A 25,815-nucleotide genomic window follows, 5' to 3' on the forward strand; every position below is an offset into this window, starting at 1 on the left:
CTACCACTTCTCCACGGACGGGCGGAGATCGAGTTCGTGGGTCCAGCCATCTCTGCTTTGCTGGTGAGTGAACCAATAGGCTTCGGCAATGGAGGAGGTCTTGGTCAGACTATCCGGCGGAATGTCGCTTGCTTCGATCCCCTTCGCTGCCTTCATGCGCTGGTGAATCGCCTCGCTGTCCACGCCAGCGTCGATCAGGAGGTGGACGACGTGAATGTTCTTCGGTCCAAGCTCGCGCGCCATCGCCTGGGCAACTGCTCGAAGTCCGAACTTCGCCGACGAGAACGCGGCAAATCCCTTGCCGCCACGCACACTGGCCGTCGCTCCGGTGAAGAAAATGGTGCCGCGTCCGCGCGGCAGCATCACGCGCGCAGCCTCGCGTCCGACCAGGAAGCCGCCGTAGCAGGCGAGTTCCCAGGCTTTGAAGAACAGCTTCTCCGTGGTGTCGAGCAGGGGCTTGTTGACGTTGGAGCCGGCATTGTAGAGGCAGACCTCGACAGGCCCGAGCTCTTTCTCGACCCGCGCGAATATGCCTTGGACGTCCGCTTCCTGGCGGGCATCGACGCTGAAGGCGTGAATGTCATGCCCGAGAGCCCTCAGCTCCGCCACGAGCCCCTGCGATTTGGACGCGTCACGCCTGCAGATGCAAACCGTATAGCCGCCCTTGGCAAAACGCCGGGCGACCGCAGCGCCAATGGCATCGCCTGCGCCCACAAGCATCGCTACACCGCGGCTCGTTGCCATTTTCGTTCCTCCTTAAGTTCTTATTTGATACGTTATGCACACTAGCTGCCGAATGACGCGCTGTAAACGACGGCCGCTCTTGCGATCGTCATAGCGTCGCTCTTTTGTATGAGAAGAGGCAGACGGGTTGCCCAGACGATCCCGGGAGAGACGACGACATATCGATTGACGAGTTCTAAAAAAGAACTATATTTTGACGCCAGATGCCGGGTCGCAAAAGCCGGCATGGGTTCGATCGGGAGGTCAGTCGTGGTGGAGCTGTCAGAGGCGATCGGTCTCGACGAGATTGCTGTCGGCTTGCCGAGCCGCATCCATGAAGTCACGGCAAGCCAGGTTGCCAGAGCGCCCAGCCGGATTGCGCTGGTGGAAGACGGGGCTTCCTGGACTTACGGGGACCTGGAGCAGCGCGTTGACGGGATCGCCACCGTACTCTCGTCCCTGGGGATCAGGGCCGGCGATCGGATGATCCTCGTCAGCGAAAACTGTATTGCGCTTGCCGCTTTGCTGTTGGCGTCGAGCCGGCTCGACGCCTGGGCGATTGTCGCCAACCCGCGCTTGTCGGCGCGCGAACTGGACCAGATCCGCGACCACAGCGGCGCCCGCCGGATGTTTTTCACGTCGGGCATTTCGAAGGAGGCCGCTGCTCACGCCTCCCGCCATGGCGCCGAGAACCGGCGAATCGGCGCACTGGCAGACATTGGTGTCGGTCCGCTCAACGAAAGCGCGACCGTCGAGCCGGTGCAGGCCAACCCTGCAACACAGGTCGCGGTGCTGATCTACACCTCGGGCACGACGGGGACTCCCAAGGGGGTGATGCTCTCGCACGACAACCTGCTGATCAGTGCGAAGACCACCGCGCATTTCCGCAGGATGACCGAGGACGACAAGATCTATCTGGTGTTGCCGATCTCGCATATCGTCGGCATCTCGCTCCTGATCATGACGCTGATGGTCGGCGGCACGGTGCGGATGGTCAGCAAGTACGATCCGGCAACGACCGCAAAGGCGATCGCGGAGGAGGGCGTCACCATCCTCAATGGCGTGCCTGCCACCTATCAGCGCCTGCTGGAGTACAAGACCGTATCAGGCGTGGAGCAACTCACCCGAGGTTCGTTGCGCCTGATTGCCGTTGCCGGTGCGCCGCTGGATTTGAATCTGAAGTTGCGTGTGGAAAGGGAGTTCGGGCTTTCGTTGCTCAACGGCTACGGGATCACCGAATGCTCGCCGGGAATATCAGGCGTCCGTTTCGACAGGCCGCGCTCGGATCAGGCGGTTGGTACGCTGTTGCCGGGAGTGGAGGCGCGGGTGCGAACCCTGGAAGGGTTTCCGACGGCCGCAGGTGAAGTCGGCGAGTTGCATGTTCGCGGGCGCAACGTGATGCTGGGGTACTACCGTGCCCCCGAGCTTACCGCGAAGGTGATTGATAGCGAGGGTTGGTTCAATACCGGCGATCTCGCGCGTTTCGACGGCGATTGTCTGTACATCGTGGGCCGCTCCAAGGAAATGATCATCCGATCCGGGTTCAACGTCTATCCCGCGGAGGTCGAAGCGGTCCTCAATTCACACAAGGACGTCGTGCAATCGGCTGTGGTCGGTCGTGCCGCGGACGGCAACGAGGAGATCGTCGCCTTCGTGCAATTGCTGCCGAGATCGCGCACGACGCCCGAGACTCTGAAGAGTTTCGCCCGATCCCAGCTGACGTCCTACAAACGGCCGTCCGAAATCATCGTACTTGATGCCTTGCCGGCGACCTCGACCGGCAAGATACTCAAGCACAAGCTGGCGGAGTCCTTGCGCGAAGGTGGCGCAGTCCCTCCGGTGCAGTCCGAACTCCGCCGGCAACATATCTAACCTTACCGGGAGGCATCCTTGCAAAAGAGAAACGCAACCGTGGCCGTGATCGGCGCCGGAGACTATATCGGCGGCGAGATCGCCAAGAAGTTCGCTTCAGAGGGCTTCACCGTGTTCGCCGGGCGCCGCAATGGCGCCAAGCTCGAGCCCCTGGTCAAGGAGATCGAGGCGGCAGGCGGCGAAATCCACGCGCGCTCTCTCGATGCGCGCAAGGAAGAGGAGATCATCTCCTTTCTCGGCGACGCGGACAAGCACGCGCCGCTCGAGGTTTGTATCTTCAACATCGGCGCCAACGTCAATTTTCCGATCCTGGATACGACCGAACGCGTGTTCCGCAAGGTCTGGGAGATGGCCTGCTATTCCGGCTTTCTCGCCGGCCGTGAGGCCGCCCGCCTGATGCTGCCCCGCGGCAAGGGCAATATCTTCTTCACCGGTGCGACCGCGAGCCTTCGCGGCGGAAGCGGCTACGCAGCCTTCGCCAGCGCGAAGTTCGGCCTGCGGGCCGTGGCGCAGGCGACCGCGCGCGAACTGGGTCCTAAGAACATCCACGTGGCCCATCTCATCATCGATTCCGGAGTTGATACCGAATGGGTCCGCCAGCGGCGGATCGAGGCGCTCGGTCCCAACGCGCTGGATGACCCCAATCTCTTGATGCCGCCCTCGTCGGTCGCTGAGTCCTATTGGCTGCTCTATCAGCAGCCCAGAAGCGCCTGGACTTTCGAGCTCGAGATTCGCCCCTTCGGCGAGAAGTGGTAGCGGGAGCCGCTTGCGGTGTGATGGAGCTCGACTGGCGAGCGATCGCCGACTAGCGGCGACCCCGGGAAAGGGACCTTATGGATCCGTCAGACTTCCACTATTACGAGCCATCGAAGGGCCACGGGCTCCGGCATAATCCGTTCAACGCGATTGTCGCGCCGCGTCCGATCGGCTGGATCTCGTCGCGTAATGCGGCTGGTCAACTCAACCTCGCGCCGTACAGCTTCTTCAACGCGTTCCTCTACGATCCTCCGATCATCGGATTCTCCTCGATTTCGTGGAAGGACACCGTCAAGAACGTCAGCGAGACCCGCGAGTTCGTCTGGAATCTGGTCACCATGGATCTCGGCGAACGCATGAACGTGACAGCGGCACCGCTCGATCACGGCGTGAGCGAGTTCGAAGCAGCCGGACTGACGCCGATACCCGGGCGCCATGTTGACGTGCCGCGAGTCGGCGAGAGCAGGGCCGCCATGGAATGTAAGGTCGTCGAGGTCTCCCAACTGGCCAACGCACGCGGTGAAAAGGTCGAAGGTTGGTTCGTGCTTGGCGAGGTTGTCGCGGTCTACATCGACAAATCCTTGATCGAGGACGGCGTCTACAACACGGCACTTGCGCGTCCGATATTGCGTGCCGGCCGGGGTGGAGATTACCTCGAGGTCAGGACCGAAAACATGTTCGAGATGAAGCGCCCGCCGGGTAGCAGCAAGCCTGAATTCCACGGTACATGATGCCGTGCCGGGAGCGCGTGTGGCCTCACAAGCTGATCACGATCCGGGGCCCCGCGCGTACAGGCCAAGGGCCAGCAGGGAAAACCCGCTCAGCACGACGCCCAGCGCCAGCATCGCTTCATGCGACACCGTGGCAGCAAGCCACACGCCGATCGCGGCGGTCATCATCTGCCAGAAGCCCAGCAGCGCCGAGGCCGCGCCGGCCTTGTTGCCGAATGGCGAGAGAGCGCGTGCGGTGGCCAGTGGACTGACAATCCCCATGCCGAGAAGATAGACGCTCATCGCGCCCAGGAACGGCAAGAAGGTCGGGTTGACCACCGAGATGAGCAGAACCGCAAGGCTGCTGGCCGCTGTCGCCAACAATGCTGCCCGGATCGGGCTATCGAGCCCGTAGCGTGGCGCCAATCTCGTCGCCAGCATGCCAGCCGCGAATACGATAAAGACGGTGCCGGCGAAGAAGAGGCCGAGCTGGATCGGCGTGAAGTGCAGTGCTTCGATGAACAAGCGCGGTGCGGCCGAAAACATCGAGAACAAGCCGCCTATGATCAGGCTCGAGGTGGCCGCGGGGACAGCGAAGCGACGGTCGCCGATGAGGCCGGCATAGGTCCTGCCGATGACAATCGGATTGAACGGCGTTCGGATCGAATGGTGGGTTTCGCCGAGAACGATGCTGTAGGCGATGGCGCCGACTGCGGCAAAGGCCGCGACCAGCGCGAATTCGGCGCGCCATCCGAAGCTGTGGTCGAGTGCGCCGCCCAGCAGTGGCGAGAACCCGGGGGCGGCGGACATAACGATCATGATGAGCGCCATTGCGCGTGCCAGAGCCGCGCCGCTGAACATGTCGCGGGCGATGGCGCGAGACAGCACCGACGTCGCGCAAGCACCTGTTGCCTGCACGACGCGGCCGGCCAGGAGATTAGGCAGATCGGTTGCCAGACCGCACCAAGCGCTGCCGACGAAGAACACGGCAAATCCGATCAGCACCGGCCAACGTCTTCCGTAGCGATCCGAGAGCGGTCCGACCAGGAGCTGGCCCACCCCGAACACAGCAAGAAAGACCGTGATGGCGGACGTGACCGCCGCAGTCGTGACGTTCAATGAGATCGCAATCTGCGGCAGCGAAGGCAGCAGAATGTTGGTCGCCAGCGTGCCCATCGCGGCCAGGACGGAAAGGACCGCGATCGGCAGGGCGCCGGAGCTGGGAATGTCCCGCGGCCTGTTCCTGATCTGGACGGGCATGAAACTTTGCACTGATAAAGGAGAGTTGGTTGCGAGGCGACGAGTGACGCGGTTCGCGCCGCTCGCCGAGTCGCTTCTTGTCCGGTCAGCCGGTGTCAGCGGACGACGCGCTCGATCGCTATGGCAGTGGCTTCGCCGCCGCCGATGCAGAGCGAGGCGACGCCGCGCTTGAGGTTCTGAGCCTCGAGCGCGTGCAGCAGTGTCACGATCAGCCGCGCGCCGGTGGCGCCGATGGGATGACCCAGCGCGCAGGCGCCGCCGTTGACGTTCAGCTTCTCTCTGGGGATGCCGAGGTCCTTCTGCGCCGCCATCGCCACGACGGCAAAGGCCTCGTTGATCTCAAACAGATCGACGTCGCCAACGCTCCAGCCGACCTTGTCCAGCAGCTTACGAATAGCCGGGATCGGGGCCGTGGTGAACCATTGTGGCTCCTGGCTGTGGGTGGCATGGCCCTTGATCTCGGCGAGCACCGGGAGGCCGTCACGATCGGCCAGCGAGCGCTTCGCCAGGATGAGCGCCGCAGCGCCGTCAGCATTGGCGGAGGACGCGGCGGGCGTGATGGTGCCGTTGGCGCGGAACGCGGCCTTCAGCCCGGGGATTTTGGCAGGATCGACCTTGAGCGGATGCTCGTCATTGGAGATGATCCGAGGTCCGGCCTTCTCGGTCAACGTGATCGGAACGATCTCAGCCTTGAACGCGCCGCCTTCAACCGCCTTGCGGGCGCGGGTCAGGGTCTCGATCGCATAATCGTCCTGATCCTTGCGGGTGAATTGATAGGCCTCCGCCGTGGCTTCGCCGAAGTCGCCCATCGAGCGCCCGGTCTCGTAGGCGTCTTCCAGTCCATCCATCAACATGTGGTCGATGATCCGATCGTGGCCGGCGCGATAGCCGCCACGCGCCTTGGCCAGCAAATACGGCGCATTGCTCATGCTCTCCATGCCGCCGGACAGAACGATCTCGGCGGAGCCGGCATTGATGATGTCGTGAGCGAGCATGGTGGCCTTCATGCCGGAACCGCAGACCTTGTTGACGGTGGTGGCGCCGGTGGCATCCGGCAATTTGGCGCCACGAGCGGCCTGGCGCGCCGGCGCCTGGCCTTGTCCGGCCGGCAGCACGTTGCCCATGAACACCTCGTCGATCCGCTCGGGCGCCAGCTTGGCCCGTTCCAGAGCAGCCCCGATCACATGAGAGCCGAGCCTGTGTGCGCTAAGCGGCGAGAGCTCGCCCATGAAGCGGCCGAGTGGCGTACGGGCGGCGGAAAGGATGACGACGGGATCGGAAGCGGCCATGGCCAATTTCTCCTGTTGATCGCTGTTGTTATATGACGATAGTCATATAAGATAGTGGGCATTGCAATGAAATGTTGCCGTGGTCTGAAATAGCGCGGTTCCAGAATTGCAGGGAGGGAATGGGAACGGCTCGTGCGGCCGGTCACCCATGAGCTTGCAGGGAGGGTCGATGCGTTACGTCGAAGACCACAGGCGCCAGACCCACAGCCGGATCGTCGAAAATGCCTCTTACGGCTTGCGTCAAAACGGCGCCGAAGGGCTTAGCGTTGTCGAGTTGATGAAGCTCGCGGGTCTGACGCACGGCGGGTTCTATAACCATTTCGATTCGCGTGCCGCGCTTGTCGGCGAGGCCATCGCCTTTGCCATGGACCAAATGGTCGAACGGTGGAAGAAGCTGGCGAACGGGAAGGGCGACGAGGATCGGTTCGAGGCGTTGATCGCCGATTATCTCAGCCCTCGGCATCGCGACAATCCAAGACACGGTTGCGCGCTTCCGGCCCTGGCCGCCGATGTCGCGCGATCGAGTGCCGGCGAGCGGCGGGCCTTAGCTTCCAAACTGGAAGATATGATCGACGTCTTTGTCGAGCTGCTTCCCGATGAGACGCCCCAACAGGCTCGCCAAATCGCGACGGGCGCCATTGCGGCCATGGTTGGATCGATCGTGCTGTCGCGTGCTGTCGGTGCCGGGAAGCTCTCCGATAGCATCCTCGATGCCGGACGCATGACCGCAGACCGCCGGAGACAGAAGCCCCGGCGCAGAACAAAAAAGGCAATACGCGATAAATAGGGAGGCGCCCATGATGGCCGGTAAGTGGCTCAAGACGGCCTGCAACCTGTGTTACGTCAATTGCGGTATCGAGGTCTTGGTAGATGACGGCCGCCTCGAGAAAGTGCGGGGCGACCGTTCAAACCCGAAGTCGCAGGGCTATCTGTGCAACAAGGCGACCCGTATTCCCTATTATGCGCATCACAGGGATCGGCTCACGACTCCGCTGCGTCGCCGGGCCGATGGCGGCTTTGACGAGATCGAATGGGACGTGGCGATCGCAGAAATCGCGCAGCGGCTGCGGGACATCTGCGACAGGTTTGGCGGCAAGAGCATTGCCCTTTATGGCGGCGGTGGGCAGGGCAACCACGCTGGCGGCGCCTACGCCAGCGGCTTGTTGCGTGCGCTGGGCTCGCGCAGCGTCTTCAACGCCCTTTCGCAGGAGAAGACCGGCGATTTCTGGGTCAACGGCCACATGTTCGGCAGCCAGACCTGCCACACGACAGAAGACGTTCATCATTGCGATCTCCTGCTCGTCATCGGTGCAAATCCCTGGATCGCGCACGGCTTCCCCAATGCGCGCGACCATCTCAATCAGATCCGCAAGGATCCCGCACGCAAGCTGATCGTCATCGACCCCAGGCGAACCGAAACCGCCGAAATGGCGGATCTGCATCTTGCGGTTCGTCCCGGCGCCGATGCGTTTCTCCTTGGCGCGCTGCTGGCCACGCTCGTCCGCTCCGACCGGATCGATCACGCGTTCATCGAGAAGCACACGATCGGATTCGCGGAAGTGAGGCAGGCGCTATTGAACATCCCGGTTCAGGAATGGGCGGCCGCCGCCGACGTTTCCATCGCGGAGCTGGAGCGTTGCGCCGCCATGATTGCGGCGGCGAAGGCCATGGTGGTTCGGGTCGAGCTCGGCATCCAGCAGGGCATCAACTCGACTCTCAACTCCTATCTTGAAAAGCTCCTGATCATGCTTTCCGGCAATTTCGGCCGCGAAGGTACCAACCAATTGCATAGCTGGCTTCAACCGCTATGGGCAAACTCTCCGAACCAGACATTCGCGCCGACCGGCGACGCGATCATTGGGGGCTTATTGCCGCCCAACATTTTCCCCGAAGCGGTGCTCAAGGATCATCCAGAGCGGTTGCGTTGCGCCTGGATCGATAGCTCCAATCCCGCCAACACCGCCGCGAATACCCTGGCGGTGGAACGCGCGTTGCAATCGTTAGAGCTATGCGTTGTGGTCGACGTTGCGATGACCGAAACCGCACGGCTCGCGCATTACGTTCTCCCGGCGTCCACACAATACGAGAAGACCGAATTTACTCTCTTCAACTTCGAATTTCCGACGAACTATTTTCATGTCCGTGCCGGCGTCTTGCCGCCGCTCGCCGGCACCTTGCCGGAACCCGAGATCTACACGCGGCTTGCCATCGCCCTGGGGCTTCTGCCGGGTGACAATGTGCTCGCGCCGCTACGGGAAATCGCACGGCGCTCGCGACCTGAATTCGCCGCGGCCTTTCGTGCTTTCATTGCGGAAAACCCTGCAGCAGTGCCTGCCCTGGTGCTCTATCATACGCTGGGGCAGACGCTTCCGGACGGTACTGCGGCCGCGGCGCCGATGTGGAGCGCAGCGCTGGCTTGCGCGAAGCGATCCCCGCAAGCGGTGCGGCGGGCGATCGGCGCCTCCGACGAGGTGACGGACCAGCAGCTCGGAGATCTCCTGTTCGACACCATCGTGGCGGCCCGGCAGGGCACTGCGGTGACCCGGCACGAATATGACGAGGTCTGGTCATTGATCAGCCATTCGGATCGCAAGGTTCGGCTGGTCGTCCCGCAGATGCTGGAATGGTTGGCGCGTCTCGATCCGCAAGCTGCAGGCGCGCCAAAAGCGTTTCCGTTCATACTGGCGGCTGGCGGCCGACGCATGTTCAACGCCAACCAGATCTTTCGCGATCCGGCCTGGCGTCGCGAGGATCCGGACGGCGCCCTGTTGATCAATTCGAGCGATCTGCGCGAGTTGGGTGCGAAGGATGGCGACTGGATCGCCGTCGAGTCGGCCGTCGGGCGGCTCGTCGTCCGCTGCAAGATCGACGACGCCATGCGGAATGGCCAGCTGGCGCTGCCGCACGGCTACGGCCAGGCTTATCCCTCGCCGGACGGTGAACGCCTGATCAACGGACCGCGCATCAATCTGCTCACCGAGAGCGGCAACCGCGATCCCATTGCGGGCACGCCCTACCACAAGAACGTCGCGGTTCGCCTGACTCTGGTGTCCGCACACGAGGCTGCGGCCTATCAGTCGCAGTCCGAGCGAATTCATGAGAGAGCGGCCGGACAATAGCTCGAAGGGAGCGTCAAATGACCGAGAAACCAATCGCGATCGTGACTGGAGTGGGGCCGGGCACGGGCGCGGCCATCGTCAAGCGCTTCTCTGCTGGCGGGTTTCGTATCATCGCGCTTGCCCGCTCAGCGGAGCTCATCAATCGGCTTGCGCAAGAGCTTCCGGACGTGCACGCGGTGACTTGCGACGTCTCGGACGAGGGCCAGGTGCGGACCGTGGTCGCCGACGTAAAGCGACGCTTTGGCGCGGCCGAAGTTCTCATCCACAACGCGGTCGGTGGGGGCTGGGGGAGTTTTCGCGAGATCGATCCGAAGATGCTGAAGGGCAACTTCGAGGTCAACGTGATGGGCCTGTTGTACCTGTCGCGGGAACTGGCGCCCGACATGATCGATCGGGGCAAGGGCGCAATCCTGGTGACTGGCAACACGTCGTCGATCCGAGGCAAGGCCAATTTCGCCGGCTTCGCGCCGACGAAGGCGGCGCAGCGCATTCTGGCCGAGTCGATCGCACGTGACGTCGGGCCTCTCGGCGTCCACGTCTCCTATGTTCTCATTGACGCCGTGATCGACACGCCCCGGATGCGCGCGCGGATGAGTGACAGACCGGACGATTTCTTCATCAAGCCTGCCGCGATCGCCGACGAACTGTACCATCTCTACGGTCAGGATCGATCGGCCTGGTCATTCCTGACGGAACTGCGGCCATTCAACGAAACGTGGTGATGCTCGGCCGACGAGAAAGACGGTCACAATCGCTAACGCGCTTGCTCATTTTGAGAGGTCGCGCAGAGACTTGAAGGGTCAGAAACCATGACTGATGGGCCAATCTCAGTTGATACCGGAACGGACGAGCTGCTGTGTGTTATTCGGGATCGCGTCGCCGTGATCACCTTGAATCGGCCGGAGGCCCGGAATTCGCTGTCCGACCATCTCACGCCGGCATTGCGCCGGATGATCAAGCAGAATGGAGACGATCCCGAAGTCGGAGCTCTGCTGATTACCGGCGCCGGTACCGCTTTCTGCTCGGGCGGCGACGTCAAGGGGATGGGCAGCAACTCTGCCGCGCCGGCGATGTCATTCAGCGACAAGGTTGCGCGATTGAGGGAACGTCAGCGCACCTTGACCGGCGTACTCGTTTCGGTGCGCAAACCCACCATTGCGGCCCTGCCGGGTCCGGCGGCCGGCGCCGGACTTGCGATCGCGCTCGCCTGCGACATTCGTATTGCAGCCGAATCCGCCATCATGACGACTGGCTACGCCAGGATTGCGCTTACCGGCGATTACGGCATTTCGTGGCTCTTGACCCGGCTGGCCGGAACGTCGCGTGCCCGCGAACTGATGTTTCTGTCTGAACGGATCAGTGCACGGCGCTGCGAAGCATTGGGGCTGGTCAATCGCGTGGTACCTGAGTCCGAACTGCAAAGCGAAGCATTCGAAATGGCGAGAGCATTGGCGAATGGTCCGGCGAGCGCCTATGCCTCCATGAAGGATAATCTCGACCTTGCGCTGTCGGCCGACTTCTTGACGTCACTGGATCAGGAGGCCGAGAGGATGGTCCTCGCGGCGGGCACTGCGCAGCACACCGAAGCCGTCCGGGCATTCATCGAGAAACGTCCGCCGTCCTACAGGTGAAACTCTCTCAGGTTTATTGCTTCGAAGTCTATGTTGCCGCGCTCGGGATCGCACAAGCTGAAGATGCCAAGCGAATTGCTCATTCGACTGCGGCGACACGAATGGAACGCGTTCCGATCGGAGCGCCGGTCGCGCGGTCGATGGTGAGGGGATCAATCTCCGTTCCGTTCTCGGCATCGAAGAACCGGGTCACCTTGCCGCCGCCGCGATGCTTGCGTCCCCACGCGCCAATCGCAAACAGGACGGGCAAGAAGTCGCGTCCGGCTTCCGTCAGCACATATTCGTCCCGTGGCGGACGGTCTGAATAACGGCGTTTCTCCAACAACCCTTCGTCAACCAGCGTTGAAAGCCGCCCCGTTAGCATCGTCGGCGCGATACCGAGACTCTTGCGAAAATCGTCGAAGCGGGTCAGCCCAGCATGGGCATCGCGCATGATCAGCATGCTCCATGCGTCCCCGACCAGCGCCAGGCTCCGGGCGATCAGGCAAGGTTGGGACGAAAGTTTCTTCATGTAAGTCTCATTTTGGTAGTGACTTGATACTAAATTGATAGTAACAGATCGATCGTCGGTGTTCCACAGCAAATTGAGAAAACGGACCCGAGCAAACAGGGCGGCGCTGATCCCTGGGTGCTTCCGCCAGCATTGGGCTGGCGTCGGGGCCAGCGCTGCGGCGCGATCAACACGTGCACTTCGGTGCGCATAGGAAGAGCGTGCCCCCCGGTCAATGTCCCTCCGACTTTGGGATTCCGGTGTCAGCCGAACGATGGAGTAAGCGATGTTAGATCATGTCAGCCACGCCGGATCGGTCGTGCGCTATGTCGATGCCCCGAATCTTTCGATCCGTGCTGGGGGAATGATCTTTGCCTATCGCGATATCGGTCCGCGTACTGGCGTGCCATTGGTTCTTCTCAACCATTGGGGTGCGGTTCTCGACAATTTCGATCCAGCGATCGTCGATGGGCTCGCCACCAGGCATCGCGTCATCGCGATCGACTACCGCGGTATCGGCGCTTCAAGCGGGAAAGCGCCTGTTACGGTCGGCGAAATGGCGCAAGATACGATGGCTTTGATCGCCGCGCTGAGCTTTGAAAAAGTCGACCTACTCGGCTTTTCCCTCGGCGGTTTCGTGGCGCAAGATATCGCGCTGAAGTCCCCGGGTCTCGTGCGAAAGCTGATCCTGACCGGCACGGGCCCGGCAGGCGGCAAAGGTATCGAGAAGGTTGGGCCGGTGTCATGGCCGCTGATGATCAAGGGCTTGCTGACACTGCGAGACCCGAAATTCTACCTGTTCTTCACCTCCACCGCCAATGGTCGCCGGGCCGCAAAGGCCTTTCTGGGAAGGCTAAAGGAGCGGAAGGCAGATCGGGACAAGGGAGCCACGCCAGGGGCCTTGTTGCGGCAACTCAAGGCGATCAAGAACTGGGGCCAGCAGGCGCCTCAGGATCTCGGCAGCCTTCGCATCCCGGTCCTGATCGCGAATGGCGATAACGACATCATGGTGCCGAGCGCAAACAGCACCGACATGGCACGGCGGATCCCGGGCGCACAACTGGTCATCTACGAAGATGCCGGGCATGGCGGGATTTTCCAGTACCACGCCGATTTCGTGCCGAAGGCGCTGTCCTTCCTCGACGCCTGACCCCGCAACGAAGCTTCAAATTGGAGATGAGATCATGAAGGCATTCGTTGTCGAGAAGTACCAGAAGAAAGGCGCTCTGCGCCTGGCAACGATGCCAGAACCGGAGGTGCGGGACGATGATATCCTGGTTCGGGTTCATGCAACGGCCGTAAACGTTCTGGACTCCAAGGTCAGGGATGGAGAATTCAAACTCATACTGCCGTATCGTCCGCCTTTCATTCTGGGCCACGATGTTGCCGGGACAGTCATCAGGGTCGGCCGCAATGTCAGGCGGTTCAAGGTCGGCGACGAGGTCTATGCACGGCCGCGCGATCATCGGGTCGGAACATTCGCCGAATTCATTGCGATCGATGAAGCGGATGTGGCGCTACGGCCTAAGAATATCAGCATGGAAGAGGCCGCCTCCATCCCGCTGGTGGGGCTGACCGCCTGGCAGGCGCTGGTCGAGGTGGGGCAGCTGAAACCGGGCCAGAAGGTCTTCATCCAGGCCGGCTCCGGCGGGGTGGGGACTTTCGCGATCCAGCTCGCCAAGCATCTCGGTGCGATCGTCGCGACGACGACGAGCGCGAAGAATGCCGAGCTGGTCAAGAGTCTCGGTGCGGACCTCGTCATTGATTACAAGACCCAGGATTTCGAGAAGGTTCTGTCGGACTACGATCTGGTCCTGCACAGCCAGGACGCCGAGGCGCTTGGAAAATCCCTGCGCGTGCTCAAGCCGGGTGGCCTGCTCATTTCGATCACCGGGCCGCCCGACCCCGAATTCGCCAAGCGGCAGGGCATGAACCTGTTCCTGAGGCTGGTGATGCGCCTGCTGAGCCGTGGTGCGCGGAAGAAAGCCAGGAGCCTTGGTGTGCACTTCTCATTCCTGTTCATGCGCGCGCAGGGGCAGCAGCTGAGCGAAATCACGTCCTTGATCGAATCCGGGGTGATCCGCCCGGTCGTGGACAAGGTTTTCCCGTTTGAAAAGACCGGTGATGCGCTGGCTTATGTCGAGACCGGGCGTGCGAAGGGCAAGGTCGCGATTGCGGTGAGGCAATAGGCCCTGCCCACGTGGCGACGCCACGACTTAAAGCCAACTGGAGGAAGCAACATGACTCAGTCCACTCCGAACACCCAAACTTCCGCACCCGAGGTCGCACTCATTGTCGGCGGCGGCCCCGGCATCAGTTCGAGTTGCGCCAGGCTGTTCGCGGACAATGGGATGCGTGTCGCCGTCGCAGCCCGGAATCCGGAAAAAGCGGTTCTTCAGTCCCTCGAAAAGTCGCATGGCGTGCGTCGATACGCCTGCGATGCAAGCGAACCGGCAGCTGTGGCACGGCTGTTCGAGAATGTCGTTCACGAGATCGGGACGCCAAGGCTTGTCGTGCATAACATCGATGGCCGGGTTCCCGGCATCTTCCGCAAGAACGTGATCGAGGCCGATCCGGTCATGGCGCTCGAGACACTTCGAAACGCGGCGTTCTCAGCGTTCCTGGTGGGACAACAGGCCGCTCGGCTCATGCTCGGAAACGAGCCTGACGCCAATGGGGCGAGAGGAACGATCATCTTCACGAACGCCAGCGCGGCGCTCAAAGGCTTTCCGTCGAGTGGTCCGTTTGCAATGGCATGTCATGCCAAGTCCGGACTTGCGCAAAGCATGGCAAGGGAACTGATGCCGCAGGGAATCCACGTGGCAAATGTGCCGATCGACGCTGCGATCGGCTGGACCCAGGAGGACGGGACCCGCGCGCACCGGCTGGCGGGAACGACCGTCGACGACAACATGGCCGACCCCGCCCATATCGCGAAAACCTATCTGCAGCTGCACCGGCAGCATCGGTCGACCTGGGCCTTCGAAGTCGTGCTCCGGCCGTGGGTCGAGAAATGGTGACTGGCGCCAACTTCGGTGCGAAGTTCAGGTAGGGCCTGATCGCGCTTTCCCGCTGCCAGCTTCAAACAGTCGTCGCGCGATAGCTCATGTCGCAGCGGTATGGCGCCACGCCGCGCTTCCTCGAGCCAGCCTTGTCTTGCTGGTTCTACGAACGCTTGCGCCGAGGCACCAAATTCTAAATCAGAATTTCATGCCTGTAGCAGAATTTCGCCTGTTATAGCTCATTCGGCGTCCGCTCGGCTTGACAGTTCTATTTTAGAACGATTTACTCCACCGGCCAACAGAAGAATGCGGACCGCCTCGGTTGAAGGGGGCCGCGCAACGCTGCCGAAAACAAGGCACGAGGGAGGATGGCATGAGGAGCGTGGACGATCTCACCGCAGCCGAACTGCTGGACGGCCTGCCGTCCCGAGTGCACGAGGTCTACGCGCCGTTTGTGCGGGATATTCCGGATCATCCGGCCTTCGTGGAAGGCGGGCGGTCCTGGAGCTACCGGCAGTTCTCGGACGCAGTCGACGCTGCAGCAAAGGACCTCGCTGGTTTGGGCATCAGGCCCGGTGATCGCGTGATGATCGCCAGCGAGAACAGCGTGGCCCTGGGAGCGATGCTGTTCGCGGCGAGCAAGCTCGATGCCTGGGGTATTCCGGTCAATCCCCGTCTTTCGCCCCGAGAGATCGACCTGATCGGAACGCACAGCGGCGCCAGACGCGTGCTATTCAACGCGGCGCTGTCGAAGGAAGCCGCCGATCACGCCAGCCGCGTCGGCGCAAAAATCGATGCGGTCGGGCCGTTTGGTGGAATCGGTATCGGTCCGCTCAATGCGGATGCGCAAGCGGAGCCCGTCGAGAAGGATGGCGCGCGCCAGGTCGCGGGCCTTCTGTACACGTCGGGCACGACGGGTGCACCGAAGGGCGTCATGCTGAGCCACCGCAACCTCCTCTTCACCGCGAGGACGTCGGGAATCCTCCGCCAGAACACTCCGGACGACCGCATCTATGGCGTGCTGCCGATGTCGCACATCGTCGGATACGCGATCCTGCTGATCTCGACCCTGATGCACGGCAGCACGCTGCATGTCGTGGCCAAGGCCGATCCCGCTGCGCTGGCTCGTGCCATCGCCGAGGAGGGGATCACGAGCCTGTTCGGTGTTCCCGCGACATATCAGCGAATGCTCGAACACAAGGCGGTCAAGGGCATCCAGCGGCTCGAACGGGGCAGGCTGCGGATCATGGCCGTCGCCGGCGCTCCGCTCGATCTCGATCTGAAGAAGCGACTCGAGGACGAGTTTGGAATCCCGCTGCTGAACAACTACGGCATAACGGAATGCTCGCCGGGTCTCTCGGGCGTCCGTTCGGAACAGCCTGTTTCGGATGAGTCGGTCGGACCGTTTCTTCCCGGCATCGAGCACCGGATCGTGGACGGGCAAGGAAAGAGGGTGGCGACCGGCGAAGTGGGCGAACTGCACGTTCGAGGTCCGAACATCATGCTCGGTTACTATCGCGCGCCCGACCTGACGGCGGCGGCGATCGATGACCTGGGATGGTTCAACACAGGGGATCTCGCCCGCGTCAACGACAAGGGGCATCTCTACATCGCCGGCCGCACCAAGGAGTTGATCATCCGCTCCGGCTTCAACGTCTATCCCGCCGAGGTCGAGGCGGTCCTGAACGCGCACGAGCAGGTCGTTCAGTCGGCCGTCGTCGGACGGAAGGCCGATGGCAACGAGGAGGTCGTCGCGTTCGTGCAGCTTCTTCCCGGTGCCAGCATCAGTGCTGAAGACCTCAAGACGTACACGGCTCAATTGCTCACGTCCTACAAGCGTCCGACCGAATTGATCGTGCTCGACGCTCTGCCCTCGGCCTCCACCGGCAAGATCCTGAAGCACAAGTTACGGGAGATGGCGGACGCGCGCGTGAGCCCAGGGAGGTCCAACGCGGCCGCGGGCTGAGGGGCGCCCGGAATCGAATTCCGCCAAGCAAGAATGTGAGCGACGGATCTGTCGCCGAAGGGAGCTGACAATGTTGAGAAATATCATGATTGGTGCCGCGCTCGCGGCATCGGTAGCCGGCGCGCATGCGCAGACGCCGGGCGTCACCGAATCCGAGGTGAAGATTGGGGCGACTTTCCCGTTCAGCGGGCCCGCTTCGCCGCTGAGCAACACCGGCAAGGGCATGATCGCCTACGTCAATTCGATCAACGATCGTGGCGGCATCAACGGACGGAAGATCAACCTCGTCACCTACGACGATGCCTACAGTCCTCCCAAGACGGTGGAGCAGACCAGGAAACTTGTCGAAAGCGACGAGGTGGCGTTCCTGTTCGGTCCGCTGGGTACGCCCGGCATCGCCGCCACCATCAAATACGTCAACGCGAAGAAGGTGCCGCATCTGTTTGTCGTGAGCGGAGTCACCAAATTCACGAACTTCGCTGAATTCCCCATGACCACGACGGGATTGCCGAGCTACGACACCGAGGGACGAATCTACGCGAAATACATCACCCAGACCCGGCCGGACGCGAAGATTGCCATCCTGTATCAGAACGACGATCTGGGTAAGGACTTCGTCAATGCATTCAAAGGCTATTTGAAGGACGATTTCGACAAGAAGGTCGTCGCCTCGTCCTACGAAGTGACCGAGCCGACCATTGATTCCCACGTCGTTTCGCTGAAATCGTCCGGCGCAGAGGCCTTCTTGGTGGCCGGCACGCCCAAATTCGCAGCGCAGGCCATCAAGAAAGCCGATGAGATCGCTTGGAAGCCGCTGTTCCTGATCAATTTCGTTTCGAGTTCGGTGTCGTCGACCATCGTCCCGGCGGGCCCGGAAAAGGCGGTGGGCATCGTCGCTGCGACCATCACCAAGGATCCGAATGACAAGAAATGGGCCGACGATCCCGGCATCAAATGGTACCGCGAGTTCTTTGCCAAATACCTCCCAGGCGCGGATATCGGAGACAACAATTATCTGTTCGGCACCCAGCAGGGGCAGCTCCTTGAGCAAGTGCTCAAGCAATGCGGCAACGATCTCTCGCGCGAGAACATCGTCAAGCAATCGAGGAACATACGCGGGCTGTCCCTTCCCACTGTCATACCGGGTGTCGTCATCAATACGGGCCCGGAAAGCAGCATGGCCTACACGCAGCTGCAACTGCAGCGCTGGAATGGGACCACGTGGGACCAATTTGGTAGCGTACTCAGCGCCGACGGAAAGTGAGTTGCGCCTCCTGAACATGCCGCGCGGGTGATTTGAGCCAGCAACACGACCAACTTACTCATGGAGCACGGATGTCCATTGACGTTCTTTTCCGGCCTTTCAAGCTGAAAGGGCTGAGCCTGCCAAACCGGGTCGTGATGGCGCCGATGACGCGATCATTCTCTCCGGGCGGCATTCCGACCGAAGACGTCGCGCAATATTACCGCCGCCGTGCCGAAGGAGCGGTTGGGTTCATCATCTCGGAGGGGACGGGCGTGGACCGTCCGGCATCCCTGAACGATCCGAATGTTCCCCGCTTTCACGGCGAAAAGGAGCTGGCCGGGTGGCGCCGCGTGGTGGACGAGGTGCATGCCGCGGCCGGCCTGATGGCACCGCAGCTTTGGCATGTCGGAGCCGTTCGCACCCGCGCCAAGGATTGGTCTCCTCCGGGGACTTATGACAGCCCGTCGGGTCTGTCGCGACCGGAGAAGAAGTTCGGCGAGCCGATGAGCGAAGAGGACGTCGCTGATGCCATTCGCGCATTCGCCGACGCGGCACTTGCCGCGAAGCGCCTGGGCTTCGACGCCGTCGAGCTGCACGGTGCGCACGGCTATCTGATCGATCAGTTCTTCTGGGACGGGACCAATCGCCGCGAGGACGCCTATGGCGGCAAGGACCTGCCGGGCCGGGCCCGGTTTGCCGCTGACATCGTTCACGCGGTGCGCAAGTCGGTCGGACCGGACTTTCCGATCTTGCTCCGCATCAGCCAGTGGAAGCAGCAGGACTATGAAGTGAAGCTGGCCGAGACGCCTCGCGCGTTGGAAGCCTGGCTCAAACCTCTGGTCGACGCCGGCGTAGACGTTCTGCATTGCTCGCAGCGGCGGTTCTGGGAGCCGGAGTTTGACGGCTCCGATCTGAATTTCGCCGGTTGGGCGAAGAAGGTGACGGGGGTGCCGACGATCTCGGTCGGGTCGGTCGGCTTGACCGGCGAGTTCATCGCCGCATACGGCGGGGAGAGCTCCCGTCCGGCGTCCCTCGACGAGCTGATCCGCCGCCTCGATCGCGAGGAATTCGATCTTGTCGCGGTGGGGCGCGCGCTGCTTCAGGATCCGCAATGGCTCCTGAAGATACGCGAGGGCCGGACGGAAGAACTGATGGCCTTCGAACGGACGGCGTTCGCTGCGCTGAGCTAGGCGGAGCAATGAAGGATCGGACGCGGGGTGCTACCGGGCGCAGCCTGCGGGCGTGCAGTCGCCTGGAAGAAAACTTGGAGACGAGCAATGAGCGACACCAAAGCCAAAGTCGGTCAGATTCGCACCGAGGTGCACGGGCATGTGTTCAAGATCATCATCGACAACGTCGCAAAGAAGAACTCCTTCAGTCCGCAGATGATGGCGCAACTGTCGGATGCGATGACGCTTCTCGACCGCACCGACGACTATTGGGTCGGGGTCCTCTGCGCCGAGGGCCCGGATTTCACGGCCGGGCTGGATATGCCGAAGTTCTTCGGACCCAAGGCCGAGAATACCGAGCTCAAGCCCGGCAACATCGATGCCTTCGCGTTGAAGGGCCGGTGTCGCAAGCCGGTCGTGACGGCCGTGCAGGGGATCTGCTTTACGATCGGGATCGAAATGATGCTCGCTGGCGACATCGTCGTGGCGGCTGACGACGCTCGATTCTGTCAGATGGAATCCAAGCGTGGGATCGCGCCCCTTGGTGGTGCCCATTTCAGATATCTGACGCGGGCAGGATGGGGAGATGCGATGTATCACCTGTTCCTGTGCGACGAGTTCAATGCCGCGCGGGCTCACAAGATCGGGTTTGTTCAGGAAGTCGTCGCTCCCGGCCAGCAGATTGCGCGCGCGATGGAGATTGCGAACTTGATCGCCAGGAACGCGCCGATCGGCATTCAGGTAACCAAGGAAGCCGCGTTGAAATACATCGAGGCCGGCGAGAGAGCTGCGATCGACTACATTCCCAGCATCAAGGATCGCGTCTTCAGCAGCGAAGACATGAAGGAAGGCATCCAGTCCTTCGTGGAACGTCGCTCGGCCGTGTTCCGCGGGAAATAGATCCGCGAAGCGCCCAGGGCAGCAGGTCGCCGAGAAATCTTCCGGAGCTCCATTTCAACAGCGAGCTAGGGAAGCACTGGTGCCGGCTGAGGGGATTGAACCCCCGACCTTCGGTTTACAAAACCGCTGCTCTACCGCTGAGCTAAGCCGGCGACGCTGACGAAGCGGGCAGGGCCCGGCCGGTTGCCGGGGCTGTCCGCCCGTGCGCGCCGCAATACCAGACTTGATTGGAAAGTGCCAGAACCCGCACGTCCCGCCACAAGACGTGAATCAGGCGGCCCCGGGGGCCGCCTGATGCGTCACGTTCGATGTGGGGCCGCTTACTGGCAGATGTGCCGGCGGCCGTCTGAGCCCTTGAACCAGGTGCCGGGCGTACAGACGAACCCATTGCGCTCGGCGTAGCTGCGGGTGTCCCAGCTGCGATTGTCCCAACCGCGGTTGTCCCAAGAGTTATTCCAGGAGTTATTCCAGCCGTTGTCGTAGGCGTAGGAATTATCGTAGGCGTACGAGTTGTCCCAGGCCCGGAACGGCGCGGAGGCGATTGCGCCGGCGGTGCCGATCGCGGCGCCGGCTACGCCAGCCGCGACGTCGGTGGGCCAGAAGCCGGTGCGGCTCCTGTTCCAGTCGTTATTCCAGTCGCCATTGGTCTGGCGGTAGGTCGCGCGCCGCTGGCGAGTGCCGCTATCGGTGTACGGATTTCCTGGGCCGAAGTTCTGGCAGTTGGCGTTGGGGAATTGCGCCGAGCAGCGGCCGGAATTGGTGACGACCGTCTGCGCCGTGGCAGAGCCAGCCAGCATGGTCGCCGCAATCGCCGTGGCCCCGAGAAGCTTGATGTTCATGGTTGTTGGCTCCCATTTTGTTGACGGGGGCTAAATGCCGAAGGCGTCGGACGTTCCGGTGAAACCGGTGGATTTCGTCATCCAATGGTCAAACGGATGTGAGCGCGCGGCGCGAGTTCCGTACGGCGGCGCGACGCGCCGTTAACGCTTTGCTAGCCCGCTTTGCGGCATTTGAGCGGCGCGCAATCCTTACACATTAGGCTTACCGGAAGTTGGTGAGCGGCCCTTAACCCTCTGTGCGCGGTGATCGGTTAGGTTGCCGCCGGATAACCGGGGTCTCCTTCATGCGTGCTGTGGCGCTCGCCGCCTTTGTGATCGGATTGCCTGCGACGGCCTTTGCCGGCGGCTTCGACGTCGTCGTTCCCGGCCGTCCCGGCGTCCCCATCATCATCAACAATATCGACGCGTCCTATACGGTGGTCGAGGGTGTCTGGGGCTTGGGCAAGAACCAGCAGGTGCAGCCCACGATCTATGGCGGCCGCTATATCGCCGAGCGGCAGCCCGCAGACGTCGGTCATTATTATCCGACGCTCGGCCTGCGGCCCGGCTATGGGCGGCTCGAGGTCGAGCCGCCCGCGAACCGCAAATTGCCCAGGCCCGCCGAGAGCTATCACCAGAGCTGGGGCGCGCAATCGGCGCCGCTGCCGCCGCAGATGGATGTGCCGGTCAATCCGCCGCCGGTGATTTTCGCCCCTGAGATCAACGATCGTCCGCGGCCGCCGCGGCCGCGCACCGAAATACCCGGCAGGCCGCCGGGTTAAGAAACGTCAAAATCCAACAAACGGAAATCAAACAGGAGAGAGTAATGCGTCAGATGATTTCGGGACTGGTCGCGGCGGCTGCCGTGATGTTCGCCGCCTCCGCGCCAGCCGCGGCCTGCGGCTTCAATCCGTGCCAGCCGGTTGCGCCGGTCTATTCCGGCTGCAACACCGGATGCGGCGGCTATGGATACGGCTACGGCACATATGAGCGTCTCGCCGAACCGACCACGCAGTATTACTACGTCAACCAGGGCCCGACCTACACCGGCCCGGGTGCCTTCGCGCCGTATCCGACCTATCGTGAAGACGCGGTCGTCGCGCCCGCCAATTACGGCTATGGCTATCGTGCCACTGTCGCTCCCTATCAGCGCCCGTACTACCGTCCGTACCGCTACGGCTACGGCCCGCGTCATGGCTATCTGCCGCGCGTGCACTACGGCCACGCTCCGCGCTACGGCCATGCGCCGCGCTACGGCTACGCCCATCGCCACGCGCCCATGCCGTATTACGGCGGCCATCGCGTGCTGCGCCGCTATTACTGATCTCTGATCGGTCGAGCCAACGAGGCGCCCGTTCGCGCGATGCGGACGGGCGTTTTGCTTGCGCGGTGTGCGCATCATCACGATCGGAATCGATCTGGGCTGTCAGCCCGCCTACGCCTGTCGGCTACGGCGCGACAGCCTTCATTCGCTTCGCACCATGCTGTGTCGGGATGGCTTGCCGAGCCGAAGCTCGCGAGGTGGAGAGATCCGCGTTGAGAGCGAGTCCGCCTACGCCCTTCGGGCTACGGCGTGACAGCCTTCGCTCGCTTCGCGCCACGAACACCTGTGCTGGCTTGCCGAGCCGTAGCTCGCGAAGCGAGCGAAGGCTGGTGGGGGAGGCAGGACTCGAACCTGCGAAGCCATGAGGCGGCTGATTTACAGTCAGGCATCTTGTGGTTTCGGCAACTACCTAAAAGCCCCACATACGTCAAAAAATCTTATTGTAATCAATGACGTCGCCCTCTACTGGTAGCTGACGAAATCCCAGCAAATACCACTACAGCTAGGTACTTGTTGGGGCTTGGAGTGGGGCTCAGTAAGGGGGCGCTGATGAAAAAACCGCTGACTGCGTTGGCGATCGAACACGCAAAACCGCGAGCGAAGCGCTACGCCCTGCCGGACGTGGGGCATCCGGGGCTGCGCGTGTTGGTGTATCCGTCTGGGGCGCGGACGTTTGTCTACAGGTTCCGACGTGGCGAGAAGGAAGACGCGCAAGACGTGACTGTCGTGCTTGGTCCAGCCAGCGGTCCAGGCGCACTTACGCTGGCGCAGGCCCGTGATGCAGCCGGCGACGCACGCCGGCAACGTGCGATGGGTGCGGACCCGGCCGACCAGAAGCGCGCCACTCGCCGGGCAGAAGCTGCACGGATCGCGGCCGAGGAGCAGGAAGCCCGACGCCGCGAGGATACGGTCGCAAACGTGCTGGCTCGCTACTACGCCGACCACGCCGATGGATTGAAGTCCGGCCGGGAGGTACGGCGAGTTCTCGACAAGGAATTAAAAGGCTGGGCCAAGAGGCGCGTGGACGACATCCGGCGCAGCGACGCAATCCGGGTACTCGACATGGTCAAGGTGCGCGCGCCGATCCAGTCGAAGCGGTTGCGAGCATATGGGCGACATTTCTTCCAATGGTGCATTACCAAGGAGCTGGTCGAAAGGAACCCGTTTGACGGAACTGCGGTCGTCAAGGAGGTCCCTCGGGATCGAGTCCTGACTGATGATGAATTGCGGCTCCTGCTGCGGGCAATCGACCGCCTTGAATGGCCTCGGCGTCAATTCGTCCATCTGCTCTTGTTGTCAGCGCAGCGGTTGAACGAAGTCGGTGACATGGAATGGTCAGAACTCGACCTGACCAGCGATACACCAACATGGACCCTCCCCGGTGCGCGCGCGAAGAACGGCCGCGCCCATGCCGTTCCGCTCGCCCCGATCACCGTTGAGATTCTGACAAGCATGGACCGGGTCAAGGACACGCCCCGTGTGTTCGCCTCGTTCTCTGCGGCCCACGCGAAAACGCGCATTGATGAAGTGATGCTGGAGATCGCGCGCGAAGACGCGGCGGCGGGCGGCGACAATCCTGAGGAGGTCAAAATCGAGCCCTGGCGACTTCATGATTTGCGGCGCACGGCCGCCACGACCATGCCGAGGCTTGGGGTCGACGTTGTGACGGTTGAACGGGTTCTGAACCATCAAATGCGCGGTGTGATGGCTGTTTATCAGCGACATTCCTTCGCTCAGGAGAAGCGCCACGCGTTGAATGTCTGGGCGGATTTTCTCGCCAATCTGACGGCGACACGCGAATCGAATGTCGTGCCCTTCGCGGTGGGTGTCTGACATGGCTGAGCTTCCGTCTGTACTGGACATGGTGCGTAGCGAGATAGCTGTTATGGTCGAAGTTTTCGAACGGGATGGCGATGCCTCTGCCGCATGGCGCGCTTTCTTTCTCGGTCGCAAGTACGGCTGCGAGATTCCGGACTTAATCAACAAAGAAATCGATAGGTTTGCTGAGGCAGTCGGAGCGGTCGCTGACCTCGCATTTCAGGGGGACAACAAGGCGACAATCAGTAACGAAGAGGTCGGGTTGGTCTGGAAGAATTTCAAAGATCGCGACGCTGGACCAGCCGTTTTTCGGGCGCGCCGCGATTATGACATTGCAGTTGACGCCGCGCGGCTGCGTCTCGCGGGCTTCTCTGCCACTCACGTGACGGATGTACTTACCAAACGGCACGGCGTCAGCAAAACGACGCTCTACAACGCTCAAAAACGGTTCCCTGATGTCCAGTACATGAGCCAAGCCGAACTCGACGGCCATCCCTATCATCGCGACGGATGAGCGACGGATGGTTTCCAACGAAGTGGGGCTGGTTAAATGAGACGACGAAGCCTTGCTGCCACGCTACCTCTTGGCATGTCATCAAACACCAAGAGGACCAACATGAAGCAACTGATTAAGTCCGAAACCGTGCGCGGTAAGCTCGACATGCCGCAGTCAACTTTCGAGCGGCTGGTTAAGCTGCGAACGCACGGCTTCCCTGCGCCGATCTACATCAGCCGGTCCAGATTCTTTGACGCGGCGGAGATTGAGGAATGGCTCGCTACCCGTTCGGCGACCAATTGCAACGAACGCGCGTAAGGGAGGCTGACCATGGACGACGACAGCCCTAAAATCGGTTCGCCCGAATACCTGCGCTTGCTCGCAGACTGCCTCGGACGCAACGAAGAGGCCACGCTTGGCCCGACCGATCAGGCCTTGTGCAAGCAGGCACTTCTCGACCGCGCCGATCTGATCGACGCCGGGCTCGCCTGATACATCCCAGCCTCAGTATCAACGAAACGTTGCAACCGACGCGGCGTCTAGCTTCGCGTCGGTGTGTTTTTTGCCTCGTGCAAGAGGGTTTTCAGCAGGGGAGATTATAATGGACTGTTCAACTCTGTGACGGCGTGTTCGTTTGTCTTCACAAACGATCGGAGACCAAAAATGTCGAACTCAGCGCTGCTGCCTCAAGATGAACTCATGGCGGAACTCAGCGTGTCGCGACCGACGTTGCAGCGGTATCGCCGGGAAGGCACGGGACCGGCTTGGTTCCGGCTTCCCGGCGGTGCCGTGCGTTACCGCCGGTCGGATGTGGACCTATGGCTCGAAGCGCGGCGTATCGCCGCCACGTAACGCAAAAAGCAAAACCCGCGCGCTGGCAGGCGGCGGGTGATGCAACAGGAAGTATGATGAAGCCCGATTTTTATAGTCCCGACTCGAAGTGTGCGCAAGCGCATAGGCGCTGGATTGAGTCTCCCGAGTACACGCCGATCAACGCTGACACCGTTCTCGGCGCTGCCCGCCAGTTTGACAAACACATGCGCCGCCAGTCGCACCGCGACTATGAAATGCGTGTGTTTGAGGACGGCAGCGTGTTCTTCCGCAACGCCGAGCAGCCGACGTTGAGGCGGATTATCCTGCTCGCGGAAATCCAGGCGGCGTCCCGCGACTTCTGGATGAGCCCGAGGCGCACGCTTTGGCAGCACATCGCGGCGCTGTGGCTCTAA

At 61.9% G+C, this 25,815-nt stretch carries 27 protein-coding genes and 1 tRNA gene; 22 read left to right on the plus strand and 6 right to left on the minus strand.

All coding sequences use genetic code 11. From position 1 onward, the window contains the following. On the minus strand, nucleotides 1-744 hold the full coding sequence (locus RX330_RS15520) for an SDR family NAD(P)-dependent oxidoreductase (RefSeq protein WP_317243546.1): 744 nt from the start codon (nucleotides 742-744) through the stop codon (nucleotides 1-3). A 249-nt stretch (nucleotides 745-993) separates the two neighbouring features. Between RX330_RS15520 and RX330_RS15525 the strand changes: the two genes are divergently transcribed. The 3 genes from RX330_RS15525 (at nucleotide 994) to RX330_RS15535 (ending at nucleotide 4,082) form a co-directional block, all read left to right on the plus strand. Next, nucleotides 994-2,595, plus strand: coding sequence for a class I adenylate-forming enzyme family protein (locus tag RX330_RS15525; protein WP_317243547.1), 1,602 nt, complete (start codon nucleotides 994-996; stop codon nucleotides 2,593-2,595). A gap of 18 nt (nucleotides 2,596-2,613) precedes the next feature. After that, nucleotides 2,614-3,351: an SDR family oxidoreductase gene (locus RX330_RS15530; protein ID WP_212092280.1), complete on the plus strand. Its 738-nt coding sequence runs from the start codon at nucleotides 2,614-2,616 to the stop codon at nucleotides 3,349-3,351. 77 nt (nucleotides 3,352-3,428) lie between these two features. Further along, nucleotides 3,429-4,082 (plus strand): flavin reductase family protein, encoded by a 654-nt coding sequence (locus tag RX330_RS15535; RefSeq protein ID WP_212092327.1) that lies wholly within the window; start codon nucleotides 3,429-3,431, stop codon nucleotides 4,080-4,082. Between the two features lie 36 nt (nucleotides 4,083-4,118). On the opposite strand, the gene RX330_RS15540 is transcribed toward RX330_RS15535, so the two are convergent. Both RX330_RS15540 and RX330_RS15545 read right to left on the minus strand, forming a co-directional pair. Beyond that, complete coding sequence (locus tag RX330_RS15540; RefSeq protein ID WP_317243548.1) at nucleotides 4,119-5,321, minus strand: multidrug effflux MFS transporter; 1,203 nt, start codon at nucleotides 5,319-5,321, stop codon at nucleotides 4,119-4,121. Between the two features lie 95 nt (nucleotides 5,322-5,416). Further along, complete coding sequence (locus RX330_RS15545) at nucleotides 5,417-6,610, minus strand: acetyl-CoA C-acyltransferase (protein ID WP_317243549.1); 1,194 nt, start codon at nucleotides 6,608-6,610, stop codon at nucleotides 5,417-5,419. 169 nt (nucleotides 6,611-6,779) lie between these two features. On the opposite strand from RX330_RS15545, the gene RX330_RS15550 reads away from it, so the two are divergent. The 4 genes from RX330_RS15550 (at nucleotide 6,780) to RX330_RS15565 (ending at nucleotide 11,360) form a co-directional block, all read left to right on the plus strand. Then, nucleotides 6,780-7,397 (plus strand): TetR/AcrR family transcriptional regulator, encoded by a 618-nt coding sequence (locus tag RX330_RS15550; RefSeq protein WP_212092277.1) that lies wholly within the window; start codon nucleotides 6,780-6,782, stop codon nucleotides 7,395-7,397. Between the two features lie 10 nt (nucleotides 7,398-7,407). Further along, nucleotides 7,408-9,729 carry a molybdopterin-dependent oxidoreductase gene (locus RX330_RS15555; protein WP_317243550.1) on the plus strand — a complete coding sequence of 774 codons (2,322 nt, stop codon included), beginning with the start codon at nucleotides 7,408-7,410 and terminating at the stop codon, nucleotides 9,727-9,729. 17 nt (nucleotides 9,730-9,746) lie between these two features. Then, nucleotides 9,747-10,451, plus strand: a complete 705-nt coding sequence (locus RX330_RS15560) for an SDR family NAD(P)-dependent oxidoreductase (protein WP_317243551.1) — start codon at nucleotides 9,747-9,749, stop codon at nucleotides 10,449-10,451. An 87-nt stretch (nucleotides 10,452-10,538) separates the two neighbouring features. Then, nucleotides 10,539-11,360 carry an enoyl-CoA hydratase-related protein gene (locus tag RX330_RS15565; RefSeq protein WP_317243552.1) on the plus strand — a complete coding sequence of 274 codons (822 nt, stop codon included), beginning with the start codon at nucleotides 10,539-10,541 and terminating at the stop codon, nucleotides 11,358-11,360. Nucleotides 11,361-11,439: 79 nt separating this feature from the next. On the opposite strand, the gene RX330_RS15570 is transcribed toward RX330_RS15565, so the two are convergent. Continuing rightward, the gene (locus RX330_RS15570; RefSeq protein WP_212092326.1) at nucleotides 11,440-11,871 is read right to left on the minus strand and encodes a winged helix-turn-helix transcriptional regulator; all 432 of its coding nucleotides are present in this window, start codon (nucleotides 11,869-11,871) and stop codon (nucleotides 11,440-11,442) included. A gap of 343 nt (nucleotides 11,872-12,214) precedes the next feature. Between RX330_RS15570 and RX330_RS15575 the strand changes: the two genes are divergently transcribed. The 7 genes from RX330_RS15575 to RX330_RS15605 all read left to right on the plus strand — a co-directional run bounded on the left by RX330_RS15575 (nucleotide 12,215) and on the right by RX330_RS15605 (nucleotide 20,133). Next, nucleotides 12,215-13,000: an alpha/beta fold hydrolase gene (locus RX330_RS15575; RefSeq protein ID WP_317243909.1), complete on the plus strand. Its 786-nt coding sequence runs from the start codon at nucleotides 12,215-12,217 to the stop codon at nucleotides 12,998-13,000. 34 nt (nucleotides 13,001-13,034) lie between these two features. Next, nucleotides 13,035-14,039, plus strand: coding sequence for an NADP-dependent oxidoreductase (locus RX330_RS15580; protein ID WP_317243553.1), 1,005 nt, complete (start codon nucleotides 13,035-13,037; stop codon nucleotides 14,037-14,039). 51 nt (nucleotides 14,040-14,090) lie between these two features. After that, nucleotides 14,091-14,870, plus strand: a complete 780-nt coding sequence (locus RX330_RS15585) for an SDR family oxidoreductase (protein ID WP_317243554.1) — start codon at nucleotides 14,091-14,093, stop codon at nucleotides 14,868-14,870. Between the two features lie 355 nt (nucleotides 14,871-15,225). Beyond that, nucleotides 15,226-16,818 carry a class I adenylate-forming enzyme family protein gene (locus RX330_RS15590; RefSeq protein WP_317243555.1) on the plus strand — a complete coding sequence of 531 codons (1,593 nt, stop codon included), beginning with the start codon at nucleotides 15,226-15,228 and terminating at the stop codon, nucleotides 16,816-16,818. Nucleotides 16,819-16,888: 70 nt separating this feature from the next. Next, nucleotides 16,889-18,082, plus strand: coding sequence for an ABC transporter substrate-binding protein (locus RX330_RS15595; RefSeq protein WP_375848758.1), 1,194 nt, complete (start codon nucleotides 16,889-16,891; stop codon nucleotides 18,080-18,082). 71 nt (nucleotides 18,083-18,153) lie between these two features. Further along, the gene (locus RX330_RS15600; protein ID WP_317243911.1) at nucleotides 18,154-19,254 is read left to right on the plus strand and encodes an NADH:flavin oxidoreductase; all 1,101 of its coding nucleotides are present in this window, start codon (nucleotides 18,154-18,156) and stop codon (nucleotides 19,252-19,254) included. Between the two features lie 87 nt (nucleotides 19,255-19,341). Then, nucleotides 19,342-20,133 (plus strand): crotonase/enoyl-CoA hydratase family protein, encoded by a 792-nt coding sequence (locus RX330_RS15605; RefSeq protein ID WP_317243556.1) that lies wholly within the window; start codon nucleotides 19,342-19,344, stop codon nucleotides 20,131-20,133. 77 nt (nucleotides 20,134-20,210) lie between these two features. On the opposite strand, the gene RX330_RS15610 is transcribed toward RX330_RS15605, so the two are convergent. After that, a tRNA-Thr gene (locus tag RX330_RS15610) sits at nucleotides 20,211-20,285 on the minus strand. A gap of 168 nt (nucleotides 20,286-20,453) precedes the next feature. After that, nucleotides 20,454-20,972 carry a hypothetical protein gene (locus RX330_RS15615; protein ID WP_317243557.1) on the minus strand — a complete coding sequence of 173 codons (519 nt, stop codon included), beginning with the start codon at nucleotides 20,970-20,972 and terminating at the stop codon, nucleotides 20,454-20,456. Nucleotides 20,973-21,256: 284 nt separating this feature from the next. Between RX330_RS15615 and RX330_RS15620 the strand changes: the two genes are divergently transcribed. The 8 genes from RX330_RS15620 (at nucleotide 21,257) to RX330_RS15650 (ending at nucleotide 25,815) form a co-directional block, all read left to right on the plus strand. After that, nucleotides 21,257-21,733 carry a hypothetical protein gene (locus RX330_RS15620; protein WP_317243558.1) on the plus strand — a complete coding sequence of 159 codons (477 nt, stop codon included), beginning with the start codon at nucleotides 21,257-21,259 and terminating at the stop codon, nucleotides 21,731-21,733. A 44-nt stretch (nucleotides 21,734-21,777) separates the two neighbouring features. Then, nucleotides 21,778-22,275: a hypothetical protein gene (locus RX330_RS15625; RefSeq protein ID WP_212092266.1), complete on the plus strand. Its 498-nt coding sequence runs from the start codon at nucleotides 21,778-21,780 to the stop codon at nucleotides 22,273-22,275. A gap of 549 nt (nucleotides 22,276-22,824) precedes the next feature. After that, nucleotides 22,825-24,108 carry a tyrosine-type recombinase/integrase gene (locus tag RX330_RS15630; protein WP_317243559.1) on the plus strand — a complete coding sequence of 428 codons (1,284 nt, stop codon included), beginning with the start codon at nucleotides 22,825-22,827 and terminating at the stop codon, nucleotides 24,106-24,108. Between the two features lies 1 nt (nucleotide 24,109). Further along, the gene (locus RX330_RS15635) at nucleotides 24,110-24,607 is read left to right on the plus strand and encodes a hypothetical protein (RefSeq protein ID WP_317243560.1); all 498 of its coding nucleotides are present in this window, start codon (nucleotides 24,110-24,112) and stop codon (nucleotides 24,605-24,607) included. Nucleotides 24,608-24,709: 102 nt separating this feature from the next. After that, nucleotides 24,710-24,907 carry a hypothetical protein gene (locus tag RX330_RS15640; protein WP_317243561.1) on the plus strand — a complete coding sequence of 66 codons (198 nt, stop codon included), beginning with the start codon at nucleotides 24,710-24,712 and terminating at the stop codon, nucleotides 24,905-24,907. Between the two features lie 12 nt (nucleotides 24,908-24,919). Then, entirely contained in the window at nucleotides 24,920-25,081 is a 162-nt protein-coding gene (locus tag RX330_RS15645; protein WP_317243562.1) for a hypothetical protein, read from the plus strand. A 207-nt stretch (nucleotides 25,082-25,288) separates the two neighbouring features. Continuing rightward, complete coding sequence (locus RX330_RS35780; RefSeq protein WP_410707548.1) at nucleotides 25,289-25,441, plus strand: helix-turn-helix transcriptional regulator; 153 nt, start codon at nucleotides 25,289-25,291, stop codon at nucleotides 25,439-25,441. Beyond that, the gene (locus tag RX330_RS15650) at nucleotides 25,408-25,815 is read left to right on the plus strand and encodes a hypothetical protein (RefSeq protein WP_317243563.1); all 408 of its coding nucleotides are present in this window, start codon (nucleotides 25,408-25,410) and stop codon (nucleotides 25,813-25,815) included. Before RX330_RS35780 ends, RX330_RS15650 begins: the two co-directional genes overlap by 34 nt.

This window comes from Bradyrhizobium sp. NDS-1 (assembly GCF_032918005.1).
Lineage (GTDB): Bacteria > Pseudomonadota > Alphaproteobacteria > Rhizobiales > Xanthobacteraceae > Bradyrhizobium > Bradyrhizobium tunisiense.